Genomic DNA, 25,924 nt, shown 5'->3' on the forward strand with positions numbered 1-25,924 from the left:
AAAATTAGCTAATTTTATAAGCTTACTCAATGAAAAATCTGTTTTTATTTATACTATTAACATCACATGTATTTTGGGCTCAAAATCATACTGAGCGCATTCATGAAGTATATTTTGAAACAGATAAATACGAAGTTCCTCCAACAGAGCACAACAGACTTTTATTATTTTTATCAGAAATAGAAAGTTTAGATATTGAAAAAATATCTATTTACGGCTTTACTGATGATCGTGGTAGCGATTCCTATAATTTAGAACTATCTCAAAATAGAGCTAATGCCATAAAAACCATTTTCTCAAATAACGAATTTGATGAATCTATAATTACCAATGTAGATGGTAAAGGAAAAATTTTATTGAAATTAATAAAAGAAAGTAACGTAAATAAAATTCGTGGTTTAAATAGAAAAGTTGAAATAATTGTACAACCTTATTCACCACCTAGAAAAGAAAAAGTTGTTGAAAAGAAACCCGAATTAAAAGAAATTTTAAAAGGCGATATTAAGGCTGGTGATAAGTTTACTTTAGAAAATATTTTATTTAAAACTGGTTATAGCGTATTGCTTCCAGAATCTAAAAAAACACTTGAAGAAATAGCTAAAGTACTTGTAGAACGTAACGATATTTATTTTACTATTCAAGGTCATGTATGCTGCACAAAATACAGTAGAGATGCCATAGATAGAAAAACAAAAAAACGTAATTTATCTGTTACTAGAGCAAAATATATTTATGACTATTTAGCTAAAAAAGGAGTAGATAAACACCGCATGAAATATGTTGGTATGCGTCGTAAATTTCCGCTTGGTGGCGAACCAAAATATGATAGACGTGTGGAAATTTTGGTAACCTACGTTGGTGGTCAAGATAACTAGTTACGCTTTGTAAACCATTGCTATATGAGGAATACCATCTTCAAGATAGTCTTCTCCTATTGCTTTAAACCCTAAATTATTATAAAACTTATTTAAGTAACATTGCGCTGATATTTTTATGTCGGTTTCGTTGTAATGTTCTTTTATAGCTTGTATAGAAGCCTCCATAATATCATAACCATATTTATGCTGGCGTTCATTTTTAGCAACTACAACTCTACCAATACTGGCTTTTTCAAAATAATCTCCTGGTTTAAAAATACGTGTGTAAGCTACTACAACATTGTTTTTATAACCTAAAACATGAAGTGCTTTTTGGTCTTTTCCATCAATATCTTGGTATACACAATCTTGTTCTACAACAAAAACTTCACTTCGTAATTGTAGTATATCATATAATTCTTGAGTAGTTAATTCCTGAAATGTTTTGGTTGTAATATCTAGCATTAGTCTTGTACTATAACTTCTTTAGGATCTTCTTTATTAAACTCTGGTTGTATGGTTACATGATTTATATTAAACTCGTCATGTAATAAGTTTTCTATTTCTAATAATAGGTCATTAAATTCTGATGTTGAAATATCTTCTTTTAAATCTAAATGCGCTTCTAAATGCAGTTCGTCATCACTTAAATTCCATATATGCACATGGTGTAGTTTATTCACTTTTGGAAGCTTATTAACAACACGAACCACAGCTTTAATATCTATATGTTCTGGTGTAAAAAGCATCAGCATTTTAGTTGATGTTTTTAATAAATGATAGCCAACAAAAATTAAATACACAGCTATTAAAAAGGTAAGCAAACTATCTACCCAAAACAACTGAAAATACTTCATTAATAAGCCACCTATCAATACTGCAACACTTGCTAACATATCTGTTAATAAGTGTAAGTAAGCCGATTTTATATTAATATTATTATCAGAATCTTTTTTTAGCAGTAACACACTATAACCATTACCAGCTATTGCAATAAGAGACAACCAAATAACAAGGTTTGATTCTATATTTTGCGGATCTTGAAAACGCTCAACAGCTTCTTTTATAAGTATTACTGCAACAATTATTAAAGTTGCAGCATTTACAAAAGCTGCTAAAATTTCGGCACGTTTATAACCAAAAGTTCTATTTATTGATGCTTTTTGCTTTGATAATTTTGAAGCTATATAACTTACAATTAAAGACAGTACATCACTAAAATTATGCAGCGCATCACTTAACAACGATAAACTACCAGAAACCAAACCACCTATTACTTGAGCAACTGTAATTACAGTATTAAGTAATATGGTAATTAAAAGCTTTCGGCCTTTTAAATCTTTATGATCGTGGTTATGTGCATGCGAATGACTCATAGTTTACCAACTTAAAAATTGGTAATTAACAAGATAAAGGAATCTTATCAATACGGTTTTGATGACGACCACCTTCAAAAGCTGTATTTAAAAATACATCTACCATTTTTATAGCTTGTGGTATTGATGTAAAACGCGCAGGAATACAGATAATATTAGCATTATTATGTAATCGTGTGAGTTCAGTAATTTCGCTTGTCCAGCAGACGCCAGCTCTAACATTTTGATATTTATTAGCTGTCATAGCTACACCATTTGCGCTACCACAAATAAGAATTCCAAAATCTACCTCTTTATTATTAACATCTTTAGCTACAGGATGTACAAAATCTGGATAATCTACACTATCTTCAGTATCTGTACCATAGTTTGTAATAGAATATCCTTTAGATTCTAAATGGTTTACAATAGCTTTTTTGTAATCTGGACCTGCGTGGTCGTTACCAATTGATAATTTCATGTTTTTGTTGTGTTGTTGTTGTTGTTGTAAAAGACATAAGATTTTAATGTTGAAATAAACTTCAAAACATTACTATCTTAATTATGGAGTAAAGGTACAAAATGTCCTTATAAACACTTATGTTATGTAGGTAATAGTTAACAATTAATTAGCATTGTTAATAGTTTATCAAATAGTAGCTCATAACTTGTTAATAACTGTTTACTTCTTTCTGAAAGAAATATTTTTAAATCTCAATTTTATTTACAAACAAAAATTGAAACCAATAAACCAAAAAATAACTTCGCTTTTTTTAGCTGACTTTTAAGCCATCTTTTTTACGTTTATAAACATAGAAAATTGAAAATATTATCAATATTTGGTTATTAACATGAGTTATTAACAGCTGTTAATAGCTTTTAAAATAGTTCTAAAAATGAATATATTAGATGCGTTTCTAATGTTAACTAAATATCAATAGAATGTAAACTACGTGTTTTCAAAATAAAATTTAAAAAAGTTATTCCAGCTATTAACAAACAATAATAATCAGTATTATTTTTTTTAAATTTTTAAAAAGAAAAGATATTATATATATAAATGTGAATAACTGCTTTCTCTTCATTTTATCAAATAGTAGTCTTCTTTTTATTATTTCATTGTGTTATAAAACTATTAATTAATCTAGGCTGATAATTCATTTAATATTTAAATCGTAGCTTTGTATCAAATAACTTGGTGCAAGCACTTAAGGCATGAATAAGAAAAGAGTTTTAATGTCGAAGCGAGCCTAGGAAGATTTAAATCTCGATTATCGAGTAAACTTATAACCAGTACTTCACTTTTATTAGGTTATAAAATAACAGATTCCTATCTTTAATTAGGAAATGAAAATGATTACATAATACATGGCAAGAAAGAAAAAAAGGAAACCTTCACATAACAAGATTTCCAACCTTACTAATACAATCTTAAGTATTTTAAAAAAAGAGAAAAATAAAACGTTTAACTACAAACAAATAGCTGCTAAACTTGGTGTAAATGATGCCAGTAGCAGAAATCAAATTATAAAAAAACTTCAGCAACTTAAAGCGAAACAAGAAATAGAAGAAGTAGATCGTGGTAAATTTAAAGCCATTGTTACTGCAGAATATCACACAGGTATTCTAGACTTAAACGCTAAAGGTTCAGGTTACGTTATATGTGACGATTTTGATGAAGATGTTTACATTGCTTCAAACAATATAAATAAAGCGTTAGATGGAGACGAAGTAGAATTCTATGTTTATAAACGTCGTAAACGAGGTAAGTTTGAAGGTGAAATTACCGAAATTATAAAACGTGCAAAAAGCGAATATGTTGGTGTCATTCAGTTACATAGCAACTATGCTTTTGTAGTACCAGATAGCAATAAAATGTACAAAGATATTTTTGTACCAATTAATAAAACCTTTAAAGCTGAAGATGGTGACAAAGTACTAGTGTCTCTTGAAGATTGGCCTGAAAAAGCCGATTCTCCTTACGGAAAAGTGATAAAAGTTTTAGGAAAACCAGGAGATCATAATACCGAAATTCATGCCATTTTAGCTGAATATGGTTTGCCTTACGAATTCCCGTATGAGGTAGAAAATTATGCCAATAATATAGATACTTCAATCACGAAAGAAGAAATTGCTAAACGTCGTGATATGCGAGATGTACTGACGTTTACTATCGATCCTAAAGATGCTAAAGATTTTGATGATGCGCTTTCATTTCAAGTATTAGATGATGGTTTATACGAAGTTGGTATTCATATTGCCGATGTATCACATTACGTAAAACCAGATACAGTTTTAGATGACGAAGCTTACGAGCGTGCAACTTCAGTATATTTAGTAGATCGCGTGGTACCAATGCTACCCGAAATTCTATCTAACAATGCGTGTTCACTACGACCACATGAAGAAAAATATACCTTTTCAGCCGTTTTTAAAATTAATGATAAAGCTGAAGTTAAAGATCAATGGTTTGGTAGAACAGTCACTTATAGTGATGCACGTTTTGCATACGAAGAAGCGCAAGCCATTATAGAATCTAAAACAAACGAAATTCCTGCCGAAGTATCTTTAACAGGAAAAGCTTATAAAACTGATCAAAAAATAGCCGATGCTACATTAAAACTTGATGAATTGGCTAAAAAAATGCGTTCTAAACGTATGCGTTCTGGTGCTATTTCTTTTGATAAAGTAGAAGTGAAGTTCAACCTAGATGAAACCAATAATCCGGTTGGTGTGTTCTTTAAAACTTCAAAAGATGCTAACAAGTTAATTGAAGAATTTATGTTGTTAGCAAATAAAAAAGTAGCCGAATTTATAGGAAAGCAAAAGCCAGAAAAAACCTTTATATATCGTGTGCACGATGAACCAGACGATAGTAAATTGGCAGCTTTACAAAATATTGTTGGACGTTTTGGTTATAAACTCAATTTTAAAGACCGAAAAAGTACAACAGCTTCATTAAACAATTTATTAAAAGACGTTGCTGGTAAAAAAGAACAAAACCTGGTTGATACACTTGCGATACGCAGTATGAGTAAAGCGGAGTATACCACGCACAACATAGGTCATTACGGATTAGCATTTGACTATTACAGCCATTTTACGTCGCCTATACGTCGTTATCCTGATGTTATGGCACATCGTTTATTACAACATTATTTAGATGGCGGAAAAAGCGCTAATGAAGCTATTTATGAAGATAAATGTAAACATTCCAGTAATATGGAATATTTAGCCACAAAAGCTGAACGCGATAGTATCAAATACATGCAAATTAAATTTATGCAAGATCATAAAGACGAAGAATTTGTAGGCGTTATTTCAGGAGTGACAGATTGGGGAATTTATGTAGAAATTATTGATAACAAATGCGAAGGTATGGTTCGTATTCGTGATATAAAAGATGATTATTACGAGTTTGACGAAAGCCAATACGCAATTATAGGTCGCGAAACCAAAAACATGTACCAATTAGGAGATGAAGTGATTGTAAAAGTAAAAGAAACCGATTTAGTTAAAAAACATTTAGATTTTACATTAATAGGAAAACACGAGTAATATGATTTTAACAACCACAAATACCATTGAAGGACATCAAATTATAGATTATTTAGGTTTGGTAACTGGCGTAGGCGTAAACAGTAAAAAAGTATCATTTACGTTTAGTATGGATAAATTTTATAACTCGTTAGAGCAAAGTATTAACGAAGTTAAAGAAGATGCTTTTCAAAAATTACAACAAAATGCAATCAATTTAAAAGCAAATGCTGTAGTTGGAATACATTTAGACATAGAAACATTTCCTAACACAACAGCCATAATAGTTTCAGTAACAGGAACCGCAGTAAATGTGAAATAATCTTAATGAAATATTAAGTTTTTTCTCAAATGAAAGCGTTGTTTTATTTTTACATAAAATTATACACCATGAATATTAAAATAACTGCTTTTTTCTGTTTATTAACAACAATTTTAATGGCTCAAACACCAATAGAAAAAACTGTTGGAGAGTTTAAAGAATTAAAAGTTTACGATTTAATAGAAGTAGAGCTTATCAAATCAGATGTTGATAAAGTTGTTGTTTCAGGAAATTATGCCGAAGATGTTGTATTTATAAACAGAAACGGGAAACTAAAAGTTAGAATGACACTAGATAAAGTGTTTAAAGGAGATGAAACTACTGTAAAAGTTTATTACACAAACATTGATATTATAGACGTTAACGAAGGTGCTTTTGTAGCTTCAAATGATACTATAAAACAATTTGAATTAGATTTAAACGCTCAAGAAGGTGGCGAAATAAAAGTAAACACCGAAGTAAGATTTCTTAATATAGATGCAAATACAGGAGGTATTGTAAGAACTTCTGGAACAGCAACAAATCAAGATATAGCTATATCTACTGGTGGTGTTGTTAAAAACAAAGAATTACAAACCGAAAACACTAAAATAATTATCAGAGCCGCAGGAGATGCTCATGTAGTAGCAACAAAACTTTTTGAAGCAAAAATACGTGCTGGCGGAAATATTTTTGTTTATGGTAAGCCAGAAACCATAGATGAAAACAAAGTATTTGGAGGTCATATTACTTACATAGAAGAATAGTAAATTTCTTTTGTTAAATTTGTGGAAACACAAATCCTAATATGCTTGATGATATTTTAGCGGCAATACCTTTTGGTATCATTCTCTCTTTTACCATTGGTCCTGTTTTTTTTGTTTTATTAGAAACTAGCGCAACCAAAGGTTTTAAAAGCGCACTTATTTTTGATTTAGGAGTTATCCTAGCAGATATTTTCTTTATAGTTGTAGCTTTTTACAGTACAAGTAAACTACTTGATAAAATAAAAGACGATCCAAATTTTTTAATTTTTGGTGGTGTTTTATTAGCAGTATATGGGTTTATTTCTTTTATAAAAACTTCAAAATCATTTCGTGAAATTGTAAGGGAATATCATAAAATAGAAATAAAGAAAAACTTCGGAAAGCTATTTTTAAAAGGGTTTCTACTTAACTTTATAAATATTGGTGTTTTATTAGGTTGGTTAGGTTTTATTGTAATAGGGAATTCCTTAACAGAGACAAATGAAGGACTTTATATCTTTTTAGCTACCATTTTAATCGTCTATTTTTTAGTTGATTTAATAAAAATGGCTGTTGCTAAAACCCTTAAAAATAAGCTTACGCCAAAACGTATTTTTAAAACTAAAAAAATTGTAGCGCTCGTTATTATGGGCTTCGGAATTTTACTTTTGGTACAAGGTTTTTTCCCTAAAGAAAAAGAACTACTTAAAGATAAACTGGAGCAAATTAATCCTATTAAATAAAATATATAAAAAAACCTCCAAAAATACTTTGGAGGTTTTTTTTGAGGCGTCGAGCGGATTCGAACCGCTGTACAAGGTTTTGCAGACCTCTGCCTAGCCACTCGGCCACGACGCCATTAAAGGACAGCAAATGTAAAAAAAATTACGGTTTTACACCATATCCTTTTTGATTTTTCTTCTTTTCTGTCATTTTTATCGTAACCATTTCTACGTCACCACCTATTGGCGGGTTTAATTTACGTACCCAAACAGTCGCTTTACTTACTAAAGCATCTTCTTTAAAAATACGTGTTAAAATACGTTTTGCAACGGTTTCAAGTAGGTGAGAAGGTTGTTGCATTTCCTCTCTAACAATTCGGTTTAATAACACATAATCAACAGTATCCTGGAGTTGATCTGTTACAGCCGATGTTTGTAAATTTGCCTTAATCTCTAAATCTACACGGTAATCACTACCTATTTTTGTTTCTTCTTTTAAACAACCGTGATGCGCAAACACACGAATGTTTTCAACTTTTATAATTCCCATAAAGCAAAAATACGACACAGATTGGTATGGCAAATAAAAACTAAAAAATTAATTCGTAAAGAAATCAAATACGTTGCTTATCGCGCTAGTTTTGGTTTTATAAAATTCTGTATACGTACAGCGTTCACATGTTACCGCTGTAAATTTCTGATTTTGAATATCAAATATTTTTGATAAAGTACCTCCAGTAGCACGCATTTGTCCTACTTTATATGTTCTGTTGTGACATTTTGGGCATTCGTAATTTCTATGTTGCATGGTTTTTGGTTTTATTTATAGGTAGTAAAAACAATTGATATGTTACATTTTATAAGTTATTACAACATTAAATTCATATAAATTTATCTAATTTTGTACTTCTCATTTTGAAGGTAAAATAGATTATGTCAGAAGAAACAAAATCACTCAATTTTATTGAGCATATTATAGAAGAAGATTTAACAAACGGATTAGAAGCTTCTAAATTACGTTTTCGTTTTCCACCAGAACCAAACGGTTATTTACACATTGGGCACACTAAAGCCATAGGTATTAGTTTTGGTTTGGGTGAAAAGTATAACGCACCTGTAAATCTTCGTTTTGATGATACCAATCCAGCTAAAGAAGAGCAAGAATATGTAGATGCTATTAAGAAAGATGTAGCGTGGTTAGGGTATCAATGGGAAAATGAATTATACTCATCAGATTATTTTCAGCAATTATATGATTGGGCTGTTTTATTAATAAAACAAGGTAAAGCTTATGTCGATTCGCAATCTAGCGAAGCTATGGCAGAACAAAAAGGAACACCAACACAACCAGGAGTTGATGGTCCTTATCGCAATCGTTCGGTTGAAGAAAACCTAGAATTGTTTGAACGTATGAAAGCAGGCGAATTCAACGAAGGCGATCATATTTTACGTGCAAAAATTGACATGCAACATCCTAATATGTTAATGCGTGACCCAATTATGTATCGTATTCTTAAAAAAGCACATCATAGAACAGGAAACGATTGGTGTATTTACCCAATGTACGATTGGACACATGGTGAAAGCGATTATATTGAGCAAATATCTCACAGTTTATGTTCGCTTGAATTTAAGCCTCATAGAGAGCTTTACGACTGGTTTAAGGAGCAAGTGTATGAGTATTCAAAAAACACCTATCCAATGCTTCCTAAACAGCGTGAGTTTGCACGTTTAAATTTAAGTTATACCATTATGAGTAAGCGTAAGCTACTTAAATTGGTTGAAGATGATATTGTAAACGGTTGGGATGATCCTAGAATGCCTACTATTTCTGGTTTAAGACGTCGTGGTTATACACCAGAATCTATCCGAAATTTCATTGAACGTGTTGGTGTTGCTAAACGCGAAAATGTTATTGATGTGTCTTTATTAGAATTTTGTGTTCGTGATCACTTAAACAAAACTGCGCCACGTGTTATGGCAGTTTTAGATCCATTAAAAGTGGTGATCACAAATTATCCAAATGATAAAGTAGAATGGTTAGAGGCTGAAAATAATCCTGAAGACGAACAAGCAGGTTTTAGAGAAGTTCCTTTTTCAAAAGAAATATATATTGAAAAAGCCGATTTTAAAGAAGAAGCAGGAAGCAAGTTTTTCAGGTTAAAACTTGGTGGTGAAGTTCGTTTAAAAAACGCTTACATCATTCAAGCAAATGAGGTTGTAAAAGATGCTAACGGAGATATTACCGAAGTACATTGTACTTACGATACTGATACGTCTAAAAAAGTAAAAGGAACACTACATTGGGTATCAATTAAGCATGCTGTTGAAGCCGAAGTTAGAGAATACGATCGTTTGTTTATGGATGAAGCACCAGATAGTCATCAAGACAAAGACTTTATGGAATTCTTAAATCCTAATTCGTTAAACATTACCAAAGCATTTGTTGAACCAAGTTTAAAAGAAGCCAAAGTAGGAGATAGGTTCCAATTTCAACGTTTAGGATATTTTAATGTTGATAACGATTCTACATCTAATGCTTTAGTATTTAATAAAACAGTTGGATTGCGTGATACTTGGGAAAAACAAAAACCACAAGAAAAGCCGCAACAACAAAACAAACCTAAACCGCAACAACAGCGTAAAGCTATTAATGTTATTCAGCAATTAGGAAAAAAGTACACGAATTACCCAGAAGATAAACAGGCTAAAGTAAAGGCTGAAATTATTGAATTAGCTAATGAGGTTAGTTATGACGAGTTAGAGCCTTTATTTGGAACTGCTGTAAAAAAGGTTGGAACACGTATTGCTGCTATGCTTACTTTAAGAGTATTATTAGCAAATGGTTTAGAAAAAAACGATGCTATTAATGAGTTTATAGAAAAAGCTTTAGAAGATAAAAATGCATTGTTGGTAGAAGAAGCTAAAGCGCTTTAATAGATAATAAAACAGAAATTGTATTTCAATAATTACTATCTTTAGTACACTAACTAAAACATGACATTATGGAAATCAATTTTTTAGCACTTTTAGCAGCTGCAGTTTCTGCATTGATAATTGGTGCAATTTGGTACAATCCAAAAGTATTTGGTACAGCTTGGATGAAAGCTGCTGACATGACCGAAGAAAAAATGCAAGGCGCCAATATGGCTAAAATTTTTATTCTTGCATTTATTTTTGCGTTCTTATTAGCCTTTGCTTTACAGTTTTTAACCATTCATCAAACTGGTGCTTTAGGTATGGTTGGTGGCGATCCTAGTCTTGCAAAACCATCTTTTGAAGCATTTATGGCAGATTATGGTACTGCTTTTAGAACTTTTAAACATGGTGCTTTACATGGCACAATTGCAGGAATCTTTATTGCATTACCAATTCTTGGAACCAATGCGTTGTTTGAAAGAAAAGGTGCCAAATACATTTTTATTAATGCTGGCTATTGGATTGTTACTATGGCAATCATGGGAGGCATTGTTTGCGGATGGCAATAAATTTTGTAATGAATTATAACATAAAAAGACTGATATAACCGTTCAGTCTTTTTCTTTTTACATTGATACACTTTAAAATATACAATTCTCAAAACGATTTACCTGATTCGTGGCAAGCACTAACCACGCATGATCTATTTCTCCAAAAACCCTATTTAACTGCTATTGAAAACGCCTCACCAGATAATATATCATGGTATTATGTAGGTGTTTTTAATGCTGAAAATTTAGTGGGTATTGCTATCATTCAGCGTGTGCAATTGTATGTTGAAGATATTTTTAGAAATCATAAAGATTCTTGTTTTCAAGAACGCGTAAAACATTATGTTTCTAAAGTGCTTAAAGGAAATGTTTTGGTTGTTGGAAACCTTATGCATACAGGACAACACGGTTTCTATTTTAATTATGAAGCCATATCAGAACGTGATTTTCTTTCCTGTATTTTCGATGCTGTTTATCAATTAAAAAAAGACATAAAATCATCAAAAGGAAAAACCATAAGGACCTTAATTTTTAAAGACTATTTTGAAGATGATTCTATTCATTCGTATTCAGAATTGTTTAAAACAAATACATTCAGAAAAGTCTCGGTTCAACCCAATATGATTATGCCAACGCATAAAAACTGGAATACCTTTAATGATTATCAAACCAGTTTAAATAAAAAATACCGAAGACGTTTAAAAACAGCTCGTAAAAAAGCTGGTGCTATTCAAAAGAAAGAATTAGACCTTGATGCTATTGAAGCTCATTCTGAATTGTTATTTAGGCTTTATAAGAACGTTTCTGATAATGCAAGGATAAATACTTTTATACTTCCTAAAAACCATTTCTATACGCTTAAAAAAGAACTTAAAGACCAATTTAAAGTCTTTGCGTATTATCTTGATGGTACTATTGTAGGTTTTTATACATTAATTCTTAATGATAAGGTACTTGAAACCTATTTTCTTGGGTATGATAGTGCACATCAATACAACCATCAATTGTATTTGAATATGCTGTACGATATGGCTGAATTTGCTATAAACAACAAATTTGAACATACTGTTTATGCCAGAACAGCTATGGAAATAAAGAGTTCAGTTGGTGCAAAGCCTAAAAACATGTTCATATACTTAAGGCATACAAACGTGTTGTTAAATACCGCTTTAAATTTGATTTTTAGCCTAATGAATCCAACAAGAGATTGGGAAGAACGCCATCCTTTTAACTAAACATTAATATAGGCTCACATATTTTTTTTGTAAATTATCTGTAATACTTTTTAGGTCAAACAAGAAAATATTAATGATATGAAAACAGTTAAAACCTTACTTTCAGAAATAACAGCATTAACAAGAGAAATTGAAACCAATTATCCTGAAATTTATGAACATTTGGATGAAAACCCAATGACGATTCCTAGTATGGAATCTCCTAAAGTAGATGCTAAAGAACTAGAATCATATCTAAATAGCTTAAAAGAATTAGTAAAAAATCATAAAGAAAAACACTAAATACTAATTTAAAGATTGTTTTAATCTTTCTATTTCAGAGTCCAGTTTAACTTTGGAACTAATATCAATAAGCTGTTTATTAATAGTTAGTTCCTTATTGTTTTTAGTTTTAATTTTTATGCTTTCGGGAAGCGTAATTATTTTATTAATGTCTTTTATCAAAATACTTTTTCCAAACAATGCATTTTCTTTTATAGCATCTTTGGTAAGTGTTATGTATTGTTTTTTCTGTTCATACAGATATATAAAGAGATAAAAAAGACCTAAAAAGATGGTGAAGTAATCATTCCATTTTACTTCACCATAAAGTATTCCAACAATTCCAAGACTTAACCAAGCTAAACCAAGGCATAAATTAAAAATTAAACGCTTACGTTTATATTTAATTAAAACCACTATTTATCTTCTTTCTTCTTGTTTTTAGCCTCTTTCATTGCTTCACCAATTTGGTTACTTGCAGTAAAGCTAGCCACCATTTCATTAAGCATATTGCTTCCTGCTTGAGGTGCGTTTGGTAATAAAATTAAGTTACTATTAGTTTCTTCTCCTAACGATTGTAAAGTGTCGTAATGTTGTGTTACAACTATTAATGCAGAGGCTTCTTGTGAGTTAATACCAACGCGATTTAGAACTTCAACGGATTCTTCTAAACCACGAGCAATCTCACGTCTTTGATCGGCAATACCTTGACCTTGTAAACGCTTACTTTCAGCTTCAGCTTTAGCTTTTTCAACAATTAAAATACGTGCGGCATCTCCTTCGTATTGAGCAGCTGTTTTTTCACGTTCGGCAGCGTTAATACGATTCATTGCAGCTTTTACTTGTGCATCAGGATCAATATCTGTTACAAGGGTTTTAATGATATCGAAACCATATTCTAACATGGCATCATTAAGCTCGGCTTTTACTGCTAAAGCAATATCATCTTTTTTCACAAAAACGTCGTCTAATTTCATTTTTGGTACTTCTGCACGCACTACATCAAATACATAACTTGTAATTTGCTCGTGCGGATAATCTAACTTATAAAAGGCATCGTAAACTTTTTGACTTAACACACGGTATTGTACAGATACTTTAAGTCTTACAAAAACATCGTCTAATGTTTTAGTCTCAACAATAACGTCTAATTGCTGAATTTTTAAGCTTAATCGACCTGCTATCTTATCTATTAAAGGAATTTTTAAATGAAGACCAGATTGTCTTATACTATGAAATTTTCCGAAACGTTCTATAATTACAGCTGTTTGTTGTTTTACAACAAAAAAAGATGATATTAAGATGATTAATCCGAAGAAAATAATTGGAATGAAAATAAATTGACCCATAATAGTTGTTTTATATGTTGAAAATAAGGTTCACTAATTTAAGCTATATTTGTTGCAATTCATATAAAAATTGCATGAGAATACATAGGCTTATTTTATTAGTAGCATTAACCATAGGTTTTGTTACAACAAGTTTTTCACAACATCAACGATATCGTATTCAAAATGGTATAGGTATTTATGGTGGTATTACCCAATTTGATTTTTCTACTAAAAACTTTACGACAAAAGCCGAACAAGGCTGGTTGGTTGGTGCATCTGCTACGGTTGATATTCCTCATAAGTGGTATAACATGAGTTATAGCATTCAGTTAGCCGAAAATAAAATTGGTATTGTTGCTAGGCCAAACGCGACTGTTTTATCTGAAGAATTTTTAGATTATAAACTTTTTACAGCTCAAATAGCCTTGTTAATGCATGTAAAATTAATTGGACCTTATGTGACATTAGATGTTGGACCAATGTTGCAATATAATGGCGATTTAGAACTAAAAGATGATAATAAAGAAAACTATATAATTAATTCCTACGCCAATTTAATGGCTAAAGATATTTCTGAAATATCTAAATTTAATGTTGATGGTGCTGTTGGAATATCTGCCGGAATAAGTCATTTTAGACTCAAAGCACAATATATTTATGGTTTTTTAAATAGTTTTAATAAACTAAATGATGCAAACCTTGATAGAACAGGAAACCCTAATTCGTTTAAAGGAAATCAATCTATGCTAGTATTTACAGCGATGGTTTCTTTTTAATTATAGAAAATATTATAAGAATAAAAAAGCACGTTTTTTAACGTGCTTTTTTGTTTATAAGGTGTTTATGGTGTTTTCTATTCGGCGTAAACTTTCATCTTTTCCAATAAGATACATAATATCAAAAACATCGGGACCTTGTAAGGCGCCCACAAGTGCTAATCGTAATGGCATCATAACTTTTCCAAAACCAATTTCTTTTGAAGTAATCCAACCTTTAACAGTTGTTTGAATGGTATCTACTGTAAAATCTTCAATACTTGAAATTATACCTATAAGTTCTGTCATTAGCTCTGCAGAACCTTCTTTCCAGGCTTTTTTCACAGATTTTTCATCTAAATCTGATGGTGTTTCAAAAAAGAAGTGTCCTAAATTCCAGAAATCATCTACAAATGTTGCACGTTCTTTTATAAGATTAATAACTAACGCAATGTAATTTACATCAATATCTTTTAGTTCAGGGTATAAAAGTTTAAACTGTTCTGCAAGTGTATCGTTATTTTGTTCTTGCATGTAGTGATGATTAAACCACTTTATTTTGTCTGGATCAAAACGCGCTCCAGATTTATTTACTCGGCTTAAATCAAAAGCTTGAATAAGTTCATCTAAACTAAAAATTTCTTGTTCTGTTCCTGGGTTCCATCCTAAAAAGGCTAAAAAGTTAACAACAGCTTCAGAAAAATAACCATCTTCTCTGTATCCTCTAGAAATATCACCTGTTTTCTCATCTTTATAAGCTAATGGAAATACAGGAAAACCTAATTTATCTCCATCACGCTTACTTAATTTACCTTTTCCTGTAGGTTTTAATATTAAAGGTAAATGAGCAAATTCTGGTGCTTCCCAACCAAAGACTTTATATAGTTGATAATGTAATGCTAAAGAAGGTAACCATTCTTCACCACGAATTACATGAGTAATTTTCATTAGGTAGTCATCAACAATATTTGCCAAGTGATAAGTTGGCATACCATCTGCTTTAAATAATACTTTATCATCTAATATGTTAGTATCTATCGTGATATTACCACGTATAATATCAGTAAGATGCAAAGTTTCATCATGAGGCGATAAAAACCTGATAACATAGTCTTCACCTGCATCAAGCTTTGCTTTTACATCAGCTTCAGAAAGAGATAATGAGTTATTTAGTTTTAATCTATTATGCCAGTTGTATATAAATGTTTTTCCTTCAGCTTCATGATTTTTTCTATGAGCATCTAGTTCTTCAGCAGTGTCAAAAGCATAGTACGCATTACCAGAAGCAATTAATTGATCGGCATATTGTTTGTATAAATGCTTGCGCTCACTTTGTCTGTATGGGCCGTATTTTTCGTTAGTTCCTACGCCTTCATCAAAAGGAATTCCGCACCATTTTAGCGATTCTATTATGTAGTTTTCAGCACCTTCAACATAACGATTTTGGTCTGTATCTTCAATACGCAATACAAAAGTACCGTTATGTTTTTTTGCAAATAAGTAATTAAATAATGCAGTACGAACACCACCAATATGTAGCGGTCCTGTTGGGCTTGGTGCAAATCGCACGCGAACATCTTTTTTCATGGCTTATTATTTATGCCGCAAAGATAAAACGATATTTAGGAATAGAAATAGTTAAGTTAAAATCATTTCACGAGGAACACGTTTATTCATAATTTTAAACCACAATGGCGGAAACATAGCTAAAACCATTGAAGTTGGATAACCATAAGGCATTTGCGGACTTTCATCATGGCAATCTAAAACTTGATACTTTTTTGAAGACTTAAAATGATGATCACTATGCCTTGTGAGTTCATAAAGCACAATTCTTCCAATTACATGGTTGGAGTTCCAAGAATGAATTTCTTTTACGCGCTCATATCTACCAGATTTTGTTTTTAATCTTAATAAACCATAATGTTCAATATAGTTAACTGTTTCAAGAAGAATAAAACCTATAATAGCTGCTGAAAGAACAAAGATTAAACCTAAAATTCCGAAAAAGAAAAACATAGTAATTAAATAGCCTATTTGAAACAAAATGTACCAAAACATGTCATTTTTTGCCGAAAAGAACCCTTTTTTTCCGTTTTTTAGCAATTTTAGTTGAATGTTCCATGCATTGCCATATTGTCTAAATACTGAAGTAATCCAAAACGAATACACGCTTTGATTGTATCTTGCTGTTGCAGGATCTTGTGGTGTTGCTGCATGTAAATGATGCCCAAAATTATGTTCAATATAAAAATGCATGTATAAAGAGGGAAGCAGCAATGCTTTTCCTAAAAAGCGCTCGTTTGTAGATTGCCTATGACCAAGTTCATGACCCACATTTATGCCGTTTACACCTAAAACAATACCTACAGAAAGGATTAAACCAATAAACTCAAAAGTTTCAACTGTTGAATTTGAAGCTTCATAAACACCAAACAATAAAATACCATAAACAATAGGTAAGTTTAGATATAACAACCAATCAAAGAGCTTAATTTTTAACTTACTAGAAACTTCGTTAGGAGATAAATTGTATGTGTTAATTGGAAAAATTAGTTCTAAAACAGGAATTATTACAAAAGCAAAAATAGGCGTGAGGTAAGCAAAATAGCCTTTAAAATAGATGCTAATACATGCAACTATAGGAATTGAAAAAGCTGCTAAATATTTTAAATCTTTCATAATTAAGAACAAAACGTGGTCTTAAATTTAAGACATCTTCTCGAAATTAACAGAATCTTACCAAGCTAAAGTAATTACAGACAGAAATAAATTTTATATTAGTGGGTTATTTAAGTTATATGGCAAGTCATTTTCAAGAAATACAATCCAAATTAGAGCAATTTATTAGGCGTTTTTACACCAATGAATTGCTTAAGGGTATTATTTTGTTTTTTGCTATTGGGTTGTTGTATTTTTTGTTCACCCTTTTTGTTGAATATGTATTATGGCTTAATACTACAGCACGTACTATTTTATTTTGGGTGTTTGTAGTTGTTGAGGTTGGCTTGTTTGCTAGATTTATTGTTATGCCTTTGGCGAAATTATTTAAGTTACAAAAAGGCATTAACTATGAAGATGCTTCAAAAATTATAGGAAACCATTTTCCTGAAGTCAACGATAAGCTTCTTAATATTTTACAACTAAAAGCTAACCAAACAGAATCTGAATTGCTTTTAGCTAGTATTGAGCAAAAATCAGCGCAACTACATCCAATTCCTTTTAAGTTGGCTGTAAATTTTAAGTCTAACTTAAAGTATTTAAAATATGCTGCCATTCCTGTAGTTATTCTGTTTTTAACATTTCTAACCGGACATTTCAATTGGTTTAGTGATAGTTATGAACGTGTAGTAAACTATAAAACAGCTTATGAACCACCAGCGCCATTTCAGTTTTTTGTTACAAACGATAACTTACAAGCTATTGAAAACAAAGATTTCAAACTTGTTGTTAATACAGCTGGTTCAGTAATTCCAGAGAATGCTAAAATCATTTTTGAAGACGAATCATATTTCCTTCAAAACACAGGAAACGGAAGCTTTGAGTATGTATTTGAAAAACCTAAAAAAGACATCACTTTTCAACTTACAGCAAATAATGTTACCTCAAAACCTTATACATTACAAATCATTCAAGTACCAAGCTTATTAAGTTTTGAAATGATTTTAGATTATCCATCTTATACAAAAAAGCAAGATGAGGTTTTAAAAAGCACAGGAAATGCTATTGTTCCTCAAGGAACTCAAGTTACTTGGAGACTTAATACAAAAGCAACAAAAAATGTATTACTATATGCAAAAGACACGATGCAATTTAAGGCTTTAAAAGCCAATACTTTTGAGCTATCTAATACGCTTTACAATAACTTTCAGTATAGTTTAAGCACAAGCAATGATGCATTAAAAGATTACGAGAGATTATCGTTTAATATTGATGTAATTAGAGATGAATATCCTGAATTAAAGCTAGACATGAAAATAGATAGTTTAGATCAACAAACGATGTATTTTCATGGACAAGTAAGCGATGATTATGGTTTAAGTAAATTACAACTTGTTTATTATCCTACAAACAATAATCAAGATATTCAAATTCAGTCTTTACCAGTATCCAAATCTAACATAGATGAATTTATAAGTGTGTTTCCCAATAATCTCAATTTACAAGAAGGTGTAAGTTATGAATTGTATTTTCAAGTGTTTGATAATGATTTAGTTAATAAATTTAAAAGCACAAAAAGCCGTGTTTTTTCTTTCAGAAAATTAACAACACAAGAAGAAGCAGATAAACAACTTCAACAGCAAAACGAAACGATTCAAGACCTTAATAAATCACTAGATAAATTTGAGGAGCAAAACAAGGAATTAGAAGAGTTTTCAAAAACTCAAAAGGAAAAATCAGTGCTTAATTTTAATGATAAAAAGAAATTTGAAAACTTCTTAAAGCGCCAAAAGCAGCAAAAAGAAATGATGCAAAATTTCAATAAAAAGCTTGAAGATAATTTAAAAGAATTTCAAAAAGAAAGTGAAGAAGAAGACCCTTTTAAGGAAGATTTGCAAGAGCGTCTCAAAGAAAATGAGCAACAGCTTAAAGAAGATGAACAATTATTAGAAGAACTTGAAAAGCTTCAAGACAAAATTAGTAAAGAGGAGTTTTCAGATAAACTAGATAAGCTTTCAAAACAAAATAAAAATCAAAAACGAAGTTTAGAACAGCTTTTAGAACTAACAAAACGTTATTATGTTTCTAAAAAAGCAGAAAAACTTCAAAAGGATTTAGAGAATTTAGCTAAAGAGCAAGAAAAGCTTTCAAAGGAAACTAAAGAAAATAACACCAAAAAAGATCAAGAGGATATCAATAAAAAGTTTGAAGATTTTCAAAAGCAAATGAATGAACTTCAAAAAGAGAATGAGTCTTTAATTGATCCTATGGATGTGCCTCAAGATAAAAAAGCTGAAGAATCTATTAAGCAAGATCAGCAAGAAGCAACAGACAATTTAGAAAAACAAGAACAAAATCAGGAGAACGGCAACGAGCAACAATCTGAACAAAATCAAAAAAACGCTCAAAAAAAACAAAAGCAAGCTGCTGAAAAAATGATGCAAATGAGCCAACAAATGCAACAAGCTATGCAAATGAGTGGTGGCGATCAAATGCAAGAAGATATTGATATGCTCCGTCAAATTCTAGATAATCTTATTTTGTTTTCTTTAGATCAAGAAGCTTTAATGTATCAATTCAACAGTATCGAAGTTAATCACAATAAGTATGCTTCTTATTTAGTGAAACAAAACGATTTAAAAGAACATTTCTCTCACATAGATGACAGCTTGTTTGCTTTGTCTTTAAGGCAGCCTAAACTCTCTGAAATGGTTAATAAAGAAATCTCTAATGTATTTTATAACATAGATAAATCTCTAGATCATTTTTCAGAAAACAGATTATATCAAGGAATTGGAAACCAGAAATACACAATAACTTCAGCTAATAATCTTGCAGATTTCTTAAGTAATATTATGAATAATATGCAGATGCAAATGAATGCTTCTGGGCAAGGTCAAGGCGGTCAAGGGCAACCAGAGCAAGGACTTCCTGATATTATTATGAGCCAAGAGCAGTTAAATAAGCAAATGCAGGAAGGAATGAAAAAAAGTGATTCCGGAAAACCAAATGATGGTGATGGTGGTAAAGAAGGTGATAAAGAAGGTCAGGAACAAGGACAAGGAAAACAAGGAAATAATGGTAATCAACAAGGAGAAGGAGAAGGTTCTTCAGAAGATTTAAATGGGGAACTATTTAAAATCTATCAGCAGCAACAACAAATAAGACAAGCTTTACAAGATAGGTTATCTAAAGATGGAAATAAAGGTGTTGGTGATGGTTTAGTAAAATCTATGGAAGATGTTGAATTAGACCTTTTAAATAAGGGTTTTACTAATCAAACTTTACAAAAAATGATGGAGTTACAACATCAATTATTAAAACTTGAAAATGCTACTTTTCAACAAGGACAAGATACTAAACGTAAATCTGACACCAATAAAAACAGTTTCAATAACAACACAAACAATAAGATTCCTACAGCTAAAGAATATTTTAATACCACTGAAATATTAAACAGACAAACCCTACCTTTGCAACCAGTTTACAAAAAGAAAGTTCAAGATTATTTCAAAAAAGAAAATGATTAGTTTCAATTACGAAAACAAATTTTCATTAAGCAATGAGTCACTATTAAGCAAGTGGATTCAAACTGTTATTTCATCTGAAGGATTTAAACTAGGTGAGGTTAACTATATTTTTTGTGATGATGATTATTTACATAAAATCAATGTAGAGTTTCTTAATCATGATACGTTAACAGACATTATTAGCTTTGATTATACTGTGGGAAAAATCATACAAGGAGATGTTTATATTTCAACTGAAAGAGTTGAAGATAACGCTAATGATTTTAAGGTTTCTTTTGATAATGAACTTCAACGAGTTTTAGTTCATGGTATTCTTCATTACTGTGGTTATAAAGATAAAACCGATGACGAAGCCAAAATGATGAGGTCTAAAGAAGATTACTATTTGTCGCAATTAGCTCAAATTGAGTAATTCATCGTATATTTGCAAACTTTTATTTTTACAAATTATCAAATTGTTTCACGTGGAACAATTTATTTAAATCAAATATCAAGCTATGTTTAATACCGAATATGATGTTATTGTTGTTGGAGCTGGACATGCAGGTAGTGAAGCCGCCGCAGCCGCAGCCAACATGGGAAGTAAAACGTTGTTGATTACTATGAACTTGCAAAACATTGCGCAAATGTCATGTAATCCAGCAATGGGAGGTATTGCTAAAGGTCAAATTGTTCGCGAAATTGATGCGTTAGGTGGTTATAGTGGTATTGTGTCAGATACGTCTGCTATTCAATTTAAAATGCTGAACAAGTCAAAAGGTCCAGCTATGTGGAGTCCGCGTGTTCAAAGTGATCGTATGAGATTTGCTGAAGACTGGAGAATGTTGCTTGAAAACACACCAAATTTAGATTTTTATCAAGAGATGGTTTCTGGACTTCTGGTAGAAAATCATAAAGTAGTTGGTGTAAAAACATCTCTTGGAGTAGAAGTAAAAGGAAAAACCGTTGTGCTTACAAACGGTACATTTCTTAATGGGTTAATTCATATTGGTGATAAAAATTTTGGAGGTGGTCGTGCAGGAGAAAGAGCTGCTACAGGAATTACAGAACAGCTTGTAGAATTAGGTTTTGATTCTGGTAGAATGAAAACAGGAACACCACCTAGAGTTGATGGTCGTTCATTAGATTTTTCTAAAATGATTGAACAACCAGGAGATGAAAACCCTGAAAAATTTTCTTATTTAGATATAACCAAACCATTAACAAATCAGCGTTCTTGTCACATGTCTTATACAAGTCCTGAAGTACATGATTTGTTAAGAGAAGGTTTTGATAGATCGCCTATGTTTAATGGTAGAATTAAAAGTTTAGGTCCGCGTTATTGTCCTTCTATTGAAGATAAGATTAATCGTTTTGCTGATAAAGATAGGCATCAACTATTTGTTGAACCAGAAGGATGGAATACGGTTGAATATTATATTAATGGATTCTCTACGTCGCTACCAGAAGATGTTCAGTTTAAAGCTTTGCGTTCAGTCGCAGGATTTGAAAACGTTAAGTTTTTCCGTCCTGGTTATGCTATAGAATATGATTATTTTCCGCCAACACAGCTTAAACATACTTTAGAAACTAAGCTAGTTGATGGTTTGTATTTTGCTGGTCAAATAAATGGAACAACAGGATATGAGGAAGCAGGTTCACAAGGTTTAATGGCAGGTATAAATGCCAGTTTAAAAGTTCAAGAAAAAGACCCATTTATTTTAAGTAGAAGTGAAGCTTATATAGGTGTTTTGATTGATGATTTAATAACGAAAGGCACTGAAGAGCCATACCGAATGTTTACTTCTAGAGCAGAATATAGAACGTTATTAAGACAAGATAATGCCGATTTTAGATTAACGCCTAAATCTTTTTATATTGGATTAGCTTCTGAAAAACGATTAAAACGTATGGAAGAAAAGCAATCTAAAGCAGAGAATTTCGTGTCTTTTTTCAAAGACACAAGTGTGAAACCAGAAGAGATTAATCCTGTTTTAGAATCTAAAGATTCTTCCTTAATGAAACAATCTGATAAGATGTTTAAGATATTTGCTAGGCCTAATATTACTATAGATGATATGCGTAAAGTTTCTTCTGTTGAAACATATATTCAAGATCATAATTTAGATAACGAGGTTATTGAGCAAGCAGAAATTCAAGTTAAATATTCTGGATATATAGAGAAAGAAAAGAACAATGCAGATAAATTAAACAGGTTAGAGAATATTAAAATACCACAGAACTTTGATTATTCAAAACTAAAATCTATGAGTTTTGAAGCACGTGAAAAGTTGAGTAAAATTCAACCTGTAACTATATCACAAGCTTCAAGAATTAGTGGTGTTTCGCCAAGTGATATTTCGGTGCTTTTAGTTTATATGGGGAGATAGTTTTTAATCGTTCCACGTGGAACATATTTTTTAAAACGATAATAAATGCATAAAAAAACACCTCATTTAGTAGTAAAAGATCATTCGGTTTCTGGAGAAAAATTTGAATTACGCTATAATGAATCTTTAGATATGTTAGAGACATATCCGCAACCTTCATTACAAAATTTACCAAGCTATTACGAAAGCGAAGATTATATTTCTCATACCGATGCTAAACGAAATTTGTTTGAAAGTGTTTATCATTTGGTTCGCTCTTATTCGTTAAAACAAAAATTGAAATTAATAAATAAACAGTCGGTTTCTGGAAAAACACTTTTAGATGTTGGTTGTGGCACAGGAGATTTTTTACAAACAGCATTAAAGAATAATTGGAATGTTTGTGGTGTTGAACCAAATCCTCAAGCAAGAAATATTGCGAATAAAAAAACTAACAATGTCGTTTATGATGCTGATAAGATTTCTGAATTTAAAAAAGAAAGTTTTGATGTAATTACGCTTTGGCATGTGCTAGAACATTTACCAAATCTTGAAGAACAATTAGCGCTTTACAAATCTTTATTAAAAAAAGAAGGGACACTTATTATTGCGGTTCCTAACTTCAAAAGTTTTGATGCTACATATTATAAAGAGTTTTGGGCTGCTTATGATGTGCCAAGACATTTATGGCATTTTTCTAGAACTGCAATTTCAAAATTAGTTTCAAAAAACAATATGAAAGTTGTAAAAACATTACCAATGATGTTTGATGCTTATTATGTGAGTTTACTTTCTGAAGGTTATAAGTCTGGCTCTAAAAATCCGTTAAAGGCATTTTATATTGGTTTTCGTTCAAATCTTAAAGCAAAACAATCAAAAGAGTACTCTTCACACATTTATATCATAAAAAACACCTAAAAATCCATTTTAAGCCTTTTTAAGGCGTTTTTTTGTTTTTTAATAACGAATCACAAGGCTTAATTTTGAATCCGCCTTAAATCATCTTGTTTCGGGGTGTTTTTTAATAACTGTAAATTATTGTTTTTGTTTTTGCGATAAAAAATTCTTATTATTTGGTGTTGATGTGATTTTTGTGTAAAATCAAACTATTTACTTTATTACATTTGTCTCGATTAAATAAATAACATAAATAATGAAAAACATATTTTTAATAGCTTTTGCTATAGTAGCAGTTACTTCTTGTACACAACCAAAAAAAATTGGATTTGTTGACAACGGAACATTAATTAACGACTATCAAGAGAAAAAAGACATTGAAGCAAAATTTCAATCTAAAATTGACGCTTTTCAAAAAAGAACGGATAGTATTGGTAAAGCATTTCAATTAGAAGCTCAAGAGTTTCAATTAAAAGCTAAAAAATTATCACAAGCTAAAGCACAGGAAGAATACCAAGCTTTAAGTCAAAAACAACAAATGTTACAACAAAAAGTTCAATTTGAAGAGCAACAAATTCAGCAAGCTAGTCAAACAGAGATAGATTCTTTAATAGCTAAAGTAAAAGATTATGTTGGAGATTATGGCAAGAAAAATGGCTATGACTATATTTTAGGTAGCAATGAAGGTGGAAGTGTTTTATACGGTAACGAAGCAAATGACTTAACACAAACCATACTAGATGCTCTTAATGCAGATTATAAAAAAGAGTAGCTAAAGTAAAGAGTTTTTAAAAATTTAAAGCCAGTTAAGAAATTAACTGGCTTTTTTTATAATAAGAAACCAAAATGTAAGTTATACAAAGTAACTAACCGCCCAACCAATTAATGAAAGTAAAACAACTTTTAGACCAACCGTTTTATTACTTCAATAGCCCAAAACGAAAATGGATATACATAATTAGTGCTGCTCTTTTTGCCCACTTTTTTTTAATTATTTTCCAGCCTTATGGCATTTCAGAAGAAATGGATAATCCTGCTAATGCCAATTTTAGCAAGTTTTTATTCTTTTTTACAATTGCAGTGAGTACGCTTGTAGGTTTATCATTATCTCAATTTGTTTTTAGACCAATGTTTAGTTTTGAAAAGGTTACAAACAAAAAATATATTACTTGGTTTTTTATAGAAACTTTAATTCTCACACTTGTTAGTTTTGGTTTTTCATTTTTGATACCAGATTTAGGAAACGATTTTGAAAAAGAACTAAATATAGCCTTCCAAGTAAAAAACTATTTTAGAGCCTTTATCATCTTATTATTTCCATTTTTTGGAACTATTATTTATGCTTTAATTCAGGATTTAACTCTTGAGGTAAATGAGCTTGGAGAGCAAATAAAAAAGTATCACAATACTTTTAACACTTCTGATAAACAAACAGAGTTACTCCTTAAAGACGAAAACAATAATTTAAATCTTTCTATAGCATTAAATGATTTTCTCTTTGCAGAATCTAGCAATCAATATGTCGTAGTGCATTATATGAAATCAGGCAGCGTGAAAAAGCATATTTTAAGAAACCGATTAAAGAATTTTTTAAATCAAAATGAGTTTATGCCTATAAAGCAAAGCCATAGATCATTTGCTGTAAACTTGCTAAACGTGAAACACATTTCACGAATAAACAATAAAGATTTTTTGATTTTAGAAACAGATCCAAAAATTAAAATACCAATATCTAAATCATACCTAAAAGCTATTAAAGATGAAATAAATCAATTCACTCCATAATCCCGTTAATTCACTCCAAAAGCTGATGTTTTGAGGAGTTATTTTAAATATTTAAAAGTAATTTGCGTTCAAGCTTCTGTAACATTAGCAAAAGCTAATCGTCATCATAACAATCAATCATAAATACGAACAA

At 30.8% G+C, this 25,924-nt stretch carries 25 protein-coding genes and 1 tRNA gene; 16 read left to right on the plus strand and 10 right to left on the minus strand.

All coding sequences use genetic code 11. The annotated features are described in order from the left end of the window. The first annotated feature begins 29 nt into the window (after positions 1-29). Entirely contained in the window at positions 30-875 is an 846-nt protein-coding gene (locus tag ACN5J3_RS00660; RefSeq protein ID WP_418510413.1) for an OmpA family protein, read from the plus strand. Here the strand turns inward: ACN5J3_RS00660 and ACN5J3_RS00665 are convergent, their stop codons facing one another. From ACN5J3_RS00665 to rpiB, 3 genes are read right to left on the minus strand one after another with little or no spacing between them, the layout of a single operon-like run. Further along, positions 876-1,322: a GNAT family N-acetyltransferase gene (locus ACN5J3_RS00665; RefSeq protein ID WP_418510414.1), complete on the minus strand. Its 447-nt coding sequence runs from the start codon at positions 1,320-1,322 to the stop codon at positions 876-878. Continuing rightward, positions 1,322-2,233, minus strand: a complete 912-nt coding sequence (locus ACN5J3_RS00670; RefSeq protein WP_335972942.1) for a cation diffusion facilitator family transporter — start codon at positions 2,231-2,233, stop codon at positions 1,322-1,324. The genes ACN5J3_RS00665 and ACN5J3_RS00670 overlap by 1 nt, the downstream gene beginning before the upstream one ends. A 25-nt stretch (positions 2,234-2,258) precedes the next feature. Continuing rightward, the gene (gene rpiB, locus ACN5J3_RS00675) at positions 2,259-2,693 is read right to left on the minus strand and encodes a ribose 5-phosphate isomerase B (RefSeq protein ID WP_129759810.1); all 435 of its coding nucleotides are present in this window, start codon (positions 2,691-2,693) and stop codon (positions 2,259-2,261) included. Between the two features lie 887 nt (positions 2,694-3,580). Between rpiB and rnr the strand changes: the two genes are divergently transcribed. From rnr to ACN5J3_RS00695, 4 genes are all read left to right on the plus strand, one after another. Continuing rightward, on the plus strand, positions 3,581-5,770 hold the full coding sequence (gene rnr / locus ACN5J3_RS00680; RefSeq protein WP_134198326.1) for a ribonuclease R: 2,190 nt from the start codon (positions 3,581-3,583) through the stop codon (positions 5,768-5,770). Position 5,771: 1 nt separating this feature from the next. Then, positions 5,772-6,071 carry a heavy metal-binding domain-containing protein gene (locus tag ACN5J3_RS00685; RefSeq protein WP_418508791.1) on the plus strand — a complete coding sequence of 100 codons (300 nt, stop codon included), beginning with the start codon at positions 5,772-5,774 and terminating at the stop codon, positions 6,069-6,071. 68 nt (positions 6,072-6,139) lie between these two features. Then, complete coding sequence (locus ACN5J3_RS00690) at positions 6,140-6,817, plus strand: head GIN domain-containing protein (protein WP_417291517.1); 678 nt, start codon at positions 6,140-6,142, stop codon at positions 6,815-6,817. Between the two features lie 41 nt (positions 6,818-6,858). Then, positions 6,859-7,539, plus strand: coding sequence for a LysE family translocator (locus tag ACN5J3_RS00695; protein ID WP_344726953.1), 681 nt, complete (start codon positions 6,859-6,861; stop codon positions 7,537-7,539). Positions 7,540-7,583: 44 nt separating this feature from the next. Here the strand turns inward: ACN5J3_RS00695 and ACN5J3_RS00700 are convergent. From ACN5J3_RS00700 to ACN5J3_RS00710, 3 genes are all read right to left on the minus strand, one after another. Beyond that, a tRNA-Cys gene (locus ACN5J3_RS00700) sits at positions 7,584-7,654 on the minus strand. 27 nt (positions 7,655-7,681) lie between these two features. Continuing rightward, entirely contained in the window at positions 7,682-8,068 is a 387-nt protein-coding gene (gene folB, locus ACN5J3_RS00705; RefSeq protein WP_417291518.1) for a dihydroneopterin aldolase, read from the minus strand. Positions 8,069-8,116: 48 nt separating this feature from the next. Then, a complete protein-coding gene (locus ACN5J3_RS00710) occupies positions 8,117-8,326 on the minus strand; it encodes a zinc ribbon domain-containing protein (RefSeq protein WP_344726958.1) in 210 nt (69 codons plus the stop codon). Between the two features lie 125 nt (positions 8,327-8,451). Here ACN5J3_RS00710 and ACN5J3_RS00715 point away from each other — a divergent pair, with 125 nt between their 5' ends. From ACN5J3_RS00715 to ACN5J3_RS00730, 4 genes are all read left to right on the plus strand, one after another. Then, the gene (locus tag ACN5J3_RS00715; RefSeq protein WP_418510415.1) at positions 8,452-10,455 is read left to right on the plus strand and encodes a glutamine--tRNA ligase/YqeY domain fusion protein; all 2,004 of its coding nucleotides are present in this window, start codon (positions 8,452-8,454) and stop codon (positions 10,453-10,455) included. Between the two features lie 68 nt (positions 10,456-10,523). After that, complete coding sequence (locus tag ACN5J3_RS00720; protein ID WP_129759803.1) at positions 10,524-11,006, plus strand: DUF1761 domain-containing protein; 483 nt, start codon at positions 10,524-10,526, stop codon at positions 11,004-11,006. 62 nt (positions 11,007-11,068) lie between these two features. Continuing rightward, positions 11,069-12,223: a GNAT family N-acetyltransferase gene (locus ACN5J3_RS00725; protein WP_418510416.1), complete on the plus strand. Its 1,155-nt coding sequence runs from the start codon at positions 11,069-11,071 to the stop codon at positions 12,221-12,223. A 78-nt stretch (positions 12,224-12,301) separates the two neighbouring features. Further along, complete coding sequence (locus ACN5J3_RS00730; protein ID WP_344726966.1) at positions 12,302-12,505, plus strand: hypothetical protein; 204 nt, start codon at positions 12,302-12,304, stop codon at positions 12,503-12,505. A gap of 3 nt (positions 12,506-12,508) precedes the next feature. On the opposite strand, the gene ACN5J3_RS00735 is transcribed toward ACN5J3_RS00730, so the two are convergent. Together ACN5J3_RS00735 and ACN5J3_RS00740 are read right to left on the minus strand one after the other, a co-directional pair. Further along, the gene (locus ACN5J3_RS00735) at positions 12,509-12,901 is read right to left on the minus strand and encodes a hypothetical protein (protein WP_418510417.1); all 393 of its coding nucleotides are present in this window, start codon (positions 12,899-12,901) and stop codon (positions 12,509-12,511) included. Beyond that, the gene (locus tag ACN5J3_RS00740; RefSeq protein ID WP_417291522.1) at positions 12,901-13,833 is read right to left on the minus strand and encodes an SPFH domain-containing protein; all 933 of its coding nucleotides are present in this window, start codon (positions 13,831-13,833) and stop codon (positions 12,901-12,903) included. The genes ACN5J3_RS00735 and ACN5J3_RS00740 overlap by 1 nt, the downstream gene beginning before the upstream one ends. A gap of 74 nt (positions 13,834-13,907) precedes the next feature. Here ACN5J3_RS00740 and ACN5J3_RS00745 point away from each other — a divergent pair, with 74 nt between their 5' ends. After that, a complete protein-coding gene (locus ACN5J3_RS00745) occupies positions 13,908-14,591 on the plus strand; it encodes a hypothetical protein (RefSeq protein ID WP_418510418.1) in 684 nt (227 codons plus the stop codon). 54 nt (positions 14,592-14,645) lie between these two features. Here the strand turns inward: ACN5J3_RS00745 and gltX are convergent, their stop codons facing one another. Continuing rightward, positions 14,646-16,157, minus strand: a complete 1,512-nt coding sequence (gltX, locus tag ACN5J3_RS00750) for a glutamate--tRNA ligase (RefSeq protein ID WP_418510419.1) — start codon at positions 16,155-16,157, stop codon at positions 14,646-14,648. A gap of 51 nt (positions 16,158-16,208) precedes the next feature. Further along, positions 16,209-17,252 carry an alkane 1-monooxygenase gene (locus ACN5J3_RS00755; RefSeq protein WP_418510420.1) on the minus strand — a complete coding sequence of 348 codons (1,044 nt, stop codon included), beginning with the start codon at positions 17,250-17,252 and terminating at the stop codon, positions 16,209-16,211. 119 nt (positions 17,253-17,371) lie between these two features. Here ACN5J3_RS00755 and ACN5J3_RS00760 point away from each other — a divergent pair, with 119 nt between their 5' ends. The 6 genes from ACN5J3_RS00760 (at position 17,372) to ACN5J3_RS00785 (ending at position 25,791) form a co-directional block, all read left to right on the plus strand. After that, positions 17,372-20,761 carry a DUF4175 family protein gene (locus ACN5J3_RS00760; protein WP_418510421.1) on the plus strand — a complete coding sequence of 1,130 codons (3,390 nt, stop codon included), beginning with the start codon at positions 17,372-17,374 and terminating at the stop codon, positions 20,759-20,761. Continuing rightward, positions 20,754-21,173, plus strand: coding sequence for an rRNA maturation RNase YbeY (gene ybeY, locus ACN5J3_RS00765; RefSeq protein ID WP_418510422.1), 420 nt, complete (start codon positions 20,754-20,756; stop codon positions 21,171-21,173). Before ACN5J3_RS00760 ends, ybeY begins: the two co-directional genes overlap by 8 nt. A gap of 85 nt (positions 21,174-21,258) precedes the next feature. After that, positions 21,259-23,130, plus strand: a complete 1,872-nt coding sequence (mnmG, locus tag ACN5J3_RS00770) for a tRNA uridine-5-carboxymethylaminomethyl(34) synthesis enzyme MnmG (RefSeq protein WP_418510423.1) — start codon at positions 21,259-21,261, stop codon at positions 23,128-23,130. A 45-nt stretch (positions 23,131-23,175) separates the two neighbouring features. Further along, positions 23,176-24,027: a class I SAM-dependent methyltransferase gene (locus tag ACN5J3_RS00775; protein WP_418510424.1), complete on the plus strand. Its 852-nt coding sequence runs from the start codon at positions 23,176-23,178 to the stop codon at positions 24,025-24,027. Between the two features lie 235 nt (positions 24,028-24,262). Further along, complete coding sequence (locus ACN5J3_RS00780) at positions 24,263-24,778, plus strand: OmpH family outer membrane protein (RefSeq protein ID WP_344726986.1); 516 nt, start codon at positions 24,263-24,265, stop codon at positions 24,776-24,778. Between the two features lie 113 nt (positions 24,779-24,891). After that, the gene (locus tag ACN5J3_RS00785; RefSeq protein WP_418510425.1) at positions 24,892-25,791 is read left to right on the plus strand and encodes a LytTR family transcriptional regulator DNA-binding domain-containing protein; all 900 of its coding nucleotides are present in this window, start codon (positions 24,892-24,894) and stop codon (positions 25,789-25,791) included. The last annotated feature ends 133 nt before the right edge of the window (positions 25,792-25,924 follow it).

The organism is Corallibacter sp., from assembly GCF_048381695.1.
In the GTDB taxonomy this organism is placed as follows: domain Bacteria; phylum Bacteroidota; class Bacteroidia; order Flavobacteriales; family Flavobacteriaceae; genus Corallibacter; species Corallibacter vietnamensis.